Origin of the sequence: uncultured Veillonella sp. (assembly GCF_915069625.1) — a bacterium.
In the GTDB taxonomy this organism is placed as follows: domain Bacteria; phylum Bacillota; class Negativicutes; order Veillonellales; family Veillonellaceae; genus Veillonella.
On sequence record NZ_CAJZFD010000130.1, the window covers coordinates 1 to 5946 of the forward strand.

The following is a 5946-nucleotide window of genomic DNA, read 5'->3' on the forward strand; positions in this document are numbered from 1 at the left end:
GACTCGCTGAACCAAATTGCCCAAATCATTGCCAAGCTCACCATTATACGCAGCTTCAAACTTTTCCCAAGTAAAGTCGCCGTCATCTTGCGTCGGCACGTGGCGCAAGAAGTAATATCGAAACGCCTCAGCACCGTAATCTGGAATAATATCGGCTGGACCAACACCATTTCCGAGACTCTTTGCCATTTTCATTCCGCCAGAATTGATAAATCCATGAACAAGCAATACTTTCGGAAGCGGCAAATCTAGCGCCATGAGCATTGCTGGCCAAATACCAGCGTGGAAACGAAGAATATCCTTGCCAATGACTTGCACGTCAGCCGGCCAAAAAGATTGCCACTCTTCTGGACGATCAGGATAACCGATAACCGTAATGTAATTACTCAAAGCATCCAACCAGACATACATGACTTGATTGTCATCACCAGGAACCGGCACGCCCCAGCTAAGATTTTTACGTGGACGAGAAACCGACACATCTTTCAAGCCATCTTTCATCAATTCCAAAAACTCTTTTTTACGGAATTCAGGCATGATTCTCATTTTATTTGACTCAATTGCCTGACGAATATTGTCCGAAAAAGCACTGGTTTTAAAATAGTAATTTTCCTCACTCAAACGCTGGTACGGAGTTTGGTGATCTGGACAAACCCCATCATTATCAGCAGCTTCTTTATCCGTAACGAAAGCTTCGCACCCCTGACAATACCAGCCTTCATACGAACCTTTGTAAATGTAACCAGCCTCAACGAGTTTCTGCCAAATATACTGCACCGCAGCAACGTGATGCGCGTCAGTCGTTCGAATAAAGTCCGTCACTGAGATATTCAGCTCAGCAATCATCTTCTTAAAATTGATATGCGTTTGGTCGACGTATTCTTGAGGAGTTTGATTTTGGCTGGCAGCTTTGGCAGCAATTTTATTGCCATGCTCATCCACGCCAGCTTGAAAACGAACTTCATGCCCGTTCTGTCTGGAATAACGCGCCCACACGTCTGCCAACATATAATCCATAGCATGCCCAACGTGTGGCAAGCCGTTTACGTAAGGAATAGCGGTAGTGATGTAAGCGTGTTTCTTAGTCATGATATATATTATATCACCACTAGAGCAATTATCGTAGACGCCACTCTTTCAGTAGCCTCTTCCAATCTTCAATCGCCAAATCTTCAGCGCGAGCATCTGGTGAAATTCCTGCATTTTTCAGCAATTCTTCCGCCACAATCTTATCAATTCCCAACCCACCGCTCAAACTAGACTGCAGCTTCTTGCGCTTTGCAGAAAATCCAGCCTTAACAATGCGGAAAAAATCTCTCTGATCTTCCGAAGTGATCAAGGGACTATTGCGAGTCCTCAAAACCACAACCTGCGAGTCAACTTTTGGCGGTAGCATCATGTTATCGATGCTCGCGATGTATTCTACGAGAATGTAGTAGATTACTTCGTAAAAGAATATGCCTATGGTCGTACACCAAATCCTTGTGTATTCTGTAATAAAAATATCAAATTTGATTTGATGCTTAATCGAGCCCTTGAACTTGGTGCAACACATATGGTAACCGGTCATTATGCACAAGTTAATTATAATGAAGACACTGGTTTATATGAATTACATAAAGGTGTTGACCCAACTAAAGATCAAAGCTATGTTATGTATAATATGAATCAACGTATTTTGAGTCATCTTATGTTCCCATTGGGTGGCCAATGTAAAACAGAAACGCGTAAATTAGCTGCTGAATATGATTTGCCAGTAGCTAAGAAACCAGACAGTGTAGATATTTGTTTCTTACCGCATGGTAATTATCAAAAACTCGTAGTAGAAGAAATGAAAACCAAACCAAAATCTGGTAATATTGTTACTGAAGATGGTGAAATATTAGGAAAGCATACGGGTTTATTCAATTACACGATTGGTCAACGTAAAGGACTAGGCATTGCTTATAAACACCCTTTATATGTTATTGGCTTTAATGGTGAACGCAATGAAGTTATTGTAGGACCTAATGAACGACTTTTTACAAATCGTATGATTTGTAAGTTTTATAATTTCTTAGATGATACAATCCATAAAGAGTTAAAGGCGGAAGGTAAAATTCGTTACGCAGCCAACCCATCGCCTTGTACGGCACGTATCTTAGACGACGATACGATGGAGGTTATCTTTGATGAACCACAACGGGCTATTACACCAGGTCAGTCCGTAGCCTTTTATAATGGCACTCAATTATTAGGAGGTGCTGTTATCGATCGCGTATGTTAGAAAGGAGAAAACAAGTTCTTTGAACTTGTTCACATAGTATGTCAACGAAAAAGATTAGAAACTTCTGTATTATAGCTCATATTGACCATGGTAAATCTACCATTGCCGATAGATTAATTGAATATACTGGCACATTACAAAAACGCGAAATGGAAGCCCAAGTTCTAGACTCTATGGATTTAGAACGGGAAAGGGGCATTACCATTAAAGCCCAATCTGTTCGCATTTTGTATAAAGCACAAGATGGTGAAGAGTATACTTTGAACCTTATTGATACTCCCGGCCATGTGGATTTCAGCTATGAAGTATCTCGTTCTCTTGCAGCTTGTGAAGGCGCATTACTCGTAGTAGATGCTGCACAAGGTGTAGAGGCACAAACGTTGGCAAATGTGTATCTCGCTTTAGAACATGATCTTGAAATCATTCCTGTTATTAACAAAATTGATTTGCCTTCTGCAGATCCTGATCGAGTTAAACATGAAATTGAGGATATTATTGGTTTAGATGCATCAGAAGCAGTTTTATGTTCTGCTAAATCTGGTATTGGCATTCCAGATATTTTGGAAGCTATCGTAAATAAGGTGCCTGCACCGCCAGATAAATCTGATGAACCAACTAGAGCTTTGATTTTTGATAGCCGTTTTGATGCGTATAAAGGCGCTATTGCTTATGTACGTGTAAAAGAAGGTACGATTAAAGCAAAAGATACAATCCGTATGATGCATGATAAAAAGGATTTTGATGTAACAGAACTTGGTATCTTTACACCAAATCTTGTACCTGTTCAGGAGTTACCATGTGGCTCTGTAGGTTGTATTGCGGCTAGCATTAAGAATGTAGCTGATTGTCACGTTGGTGATACTGTAACATTAGCTAATAATCCGGCACCAGAACCATTACCTGGCTATCGCAAAGCTGTATCTATGGTTTATTGTGGCTTATATCCAACAGATTCTAAAGACTATGAAAATCTTCGTGATGCACTTGAAAAGTTACAACTTAATGATGCTGCTTTAGAATACGAAGCAGAAACATCTTTGGCATTGGGCTTCGGATTCCGTTGTGGTTTCCTCGGCCTATTACATATGGATGTTATTCAAGAACGGTTGGAACGTGAATATAACTTATCCCTTATTACAACTGCTCCATCTGTAAACTATAAGGTTTACAAGACAAATGGAGAAATGCTCGAAGTGGACAATCCTGCTAAATTACCACCACCAACAGAAATCGACTACATTGAGGAGCCTTATGTAAAAGCTACTACAATCGTACCTAAAGATTTTGTTGGCACTATTATGGAATTGTCTCAAGATAAACGCGGTGAATATCAATCCATGGAATATTTGGATGAAACACGTGTATCCGTTGTATATCACTTACCTTTAAGTGAAATCATTTACGATTACTTTGATAAATTAAAATCTGCTACAAAGGGGTATGCATCTCTTGACTATGAATTGATTGGCTATAAACAATCTCCAATGGTTAAGATGGATATTCTCTTAAATGGTGATCCTGTAGATGCTTTGTCTATTATCGTACACAAAGACCGTGCTGCTACACGTGGTCGTGCATTAGCGGAAAAATTAAAAGAACTCATTCCTCGTCAAATGTTTGAAATTCCTATTCAAGCAGCAGTAGGTACGAAGATTGTAGCTCGTGAAACTGTAAAAGCTTGGCGTAAAGACGTTTTAGCGAAGTGTTATGGTGGCGATATTTCTCGTAAACGTAAATTGCTAGAAAAACAAAAAGCCGGTAAGAAACGCATGAAGTCTGTAGGATCTGTAGAGATTCCACAAGAAGCATTCATGGCTATTCTCAAGGTTGAGGACTAATATAATGAAAACAGATTCTAATACTTTGAATCTGTCTACACTTGGGGATATGGGCTTGTATGTCCATATCCCTTTTTGTAAACAGAAATGTATGTACTGTGATTTTCCAGCTTATCAAAACCTACAAGATTATTATGAAACCTATGTATATGCATTAGTACAAGAAATAGATCTATGGGTTACAGAACACCCAGAATCTAAATCTAGACCTATTGATACCATTTACTTTGGTGGTGGTACGCCGACTGAATTGTCAATTCAACAACTAAAGATGATTCTTGATAAAATTAAAAGCACTTTTACAATTACTGATGATTGTCATATGACTATTGAATCAAATCCTGGAGAAGTAGATTTACATTATTTAACGAAATTGGTTAAACTTGGTTTCAATCGTATTAGCTTTGGTGTTCAAACCTTTAATGATAAGGCACTTACTATGCTGCATCGCAGTCATAATGGTGAAAAGGCTAAACAAGCGGTTTACGATGCTAAAGAGGCTGGATTTACTGATATCAATATTGATTTGATTTATGGTTTGCCACGACAAACCTTAGAGGATATTCAGCATAATTTAAATATTGTAAAAGATTTACCGATTAATCATATTTCAACGTATGGACTTCAAGTTGAGGTAGGGACTTATTTATATCATTTAGTAGAAAAGAACCTTATTTCTATTCCTAGTGAAACCATTGATGAATCTATGTATGACATGATGATGGCTGGGTTAAAAGATTTAGGTTTTGAGCGATATGAAATTTCTAATTTCAGTAAGGATAATTCCTATAGTCGTCATAATTTAAAATATTGGCACTATGTAGATTATTTAGGCTTTGGTGCAGGTGCTCATTCTTTTTATGACGGAGTACGCCGCAGTAACAATCGTAATGTAATGCCTTATATACAAGCTGTTGATCGATATACTATTCCTATTATCGATACGGAGACTATTACGGTAGAGCGGGCCCAAGAGGATTTTTGTTTTTTAGCACTTCGCACTAAATGGGGCCTTGATGAGCTAAAATTCAAAAATAGATTTGGTGTATCTGTTCATGATTTATTTGGCGCTACAATAAAAGATTTAGTTAGCAAAGGCCTATTAGAATATGAAAATGATAGTTATCATTTAACCTCGGAAGGGGCAAAACATGGTAATTATGTATTTAGTCAATTTATCCGTGAGTAATTTCTCACAGTTTCTCAAAATCTAATATGTTAGTATAAATAGGATGATGATGAATAAGCATGCTAGATTTGAGGAGGAACGATGAAGACATCGGTTATTTTACATGGTTTACATAATGAATTTACTTTAGACCAAATGAAGGCATGCATAGAATTAGCTGAAAAATATGGTGGATCCTTCCGTCATGTTGTAACAGGTATACAAATTACAGGTATTGAAAAAGAAGATAAGGAACAGCTTATTTCTGAATTACCTGAAGGTGTAACTACGGTTATTCATAGAGGGGTTAATTCATTAATTGCCTGTGTTGGTAAAGGCTATTGCAAAAACGGCCAAATGGAAACAAAAGAGTTAGCTGATTATGTGGAGAGAAAACATTACGGCCGAAAAACATCTCACAAGTGCAAAATTGGCATCAGTGGATGTGGTCGTAACTGTCCAGATGCAATGGTAAAAGATATTGCTTTTATTGGTACATCCCAAGGTTTTATGTTGGCTGTTGGCGGTAATACAGGCATGAGACCAGAAGCTGGCAAAATTTTAGCTAGACAGCTTACTGTAGAGCAATCCAAAAAAGCTGTAGATATTTTAGTTGATTGGTATGCGGAACATGGGGAACCACGTGAGCGTATGGGAAAACTCTTAGAACGACT

General features: G+C 38.3%; 5 protein-coding genes and 1 pseudogene. 4 read left to right on the top strand and 2 right to left on the bottom strand.

Going from position 1 to position 5946, the window contains the following annotated elements; genetic code table 11:
* Nucleotides 1–1089 (bottom strand): methionine--tRNA ligase (gene metG, locus QZ548_RS07310; protein ID WP_295869375.1); only part of this gene is annotated, 1089 nt, incomplete at its 3' end.
* Nucleotides 1090–1117: 28 nt separating this feature from the next.
* Nucleotides 1118–1399, bottom strand: a complete 282-nt coding sequence (locus tag QZ548_RS07315; protein WP_295869377.1) for an rRNA adenine N-6-methyltransferase family protein — start codon at nucleotides 1397–1399, stop codon at nucleotides 1118–1120.
* Here QZ548_RS07315 and mnmA point away from each other — a divergent pair.
* The 4 genes and pseudogenes from mnmA to QZ548_RS07335 all read left to right on the top strand — a co-directional run.
* Nucleotides 1394–2266 (top strand): annotated as a pseudogene (gene mnmA, locus QZ548_RS07320) (tRNA 2-thiouridine(34) synthase MnmA); the annotation flags it as partial. The gene QZ548_RS07315 and the pseudogene mnmA overlap by 6 nt on opposite strands.
* A 38-nt stretch (nucleotides 2267–2304) precedes the next feature.
* Nucleotides 2305–4104 carry a translation elongation factor 4 gene (lepA, locus tag QZ548_RS07325; RefSeq protein WP_295794159.1) on the top strand — a complete coding sequence of 600 codons (1800 nt, stop codon included), beginning with the start codon at nucleotides 2305–2307 and terminating at the stop codon, nucleotides 4102–4104.
* 4 nt (nucleotides 4105–4108) lie between these two features.
* A complete protein-coding gene (gene hemW / locus QZ548_RS07330) occupies nucleotides 4109–5293 on the top strand; it encodes a radical SAM family heme chaperone HemW (RefSeq protein WP_295869378.1) in 1185 nt (394 codons plus the stop codon).
* Nucleotides 5294–5374: 81 nt separating this feature from the next.
* On the top strand, nucleotides 5375–5946 hold a 572-nt coding region (locus tag QZ548_RS07335; RefSeq protein WP_295869379.1), incomplete at its 3' end, for a nitrite/sulfite reductase.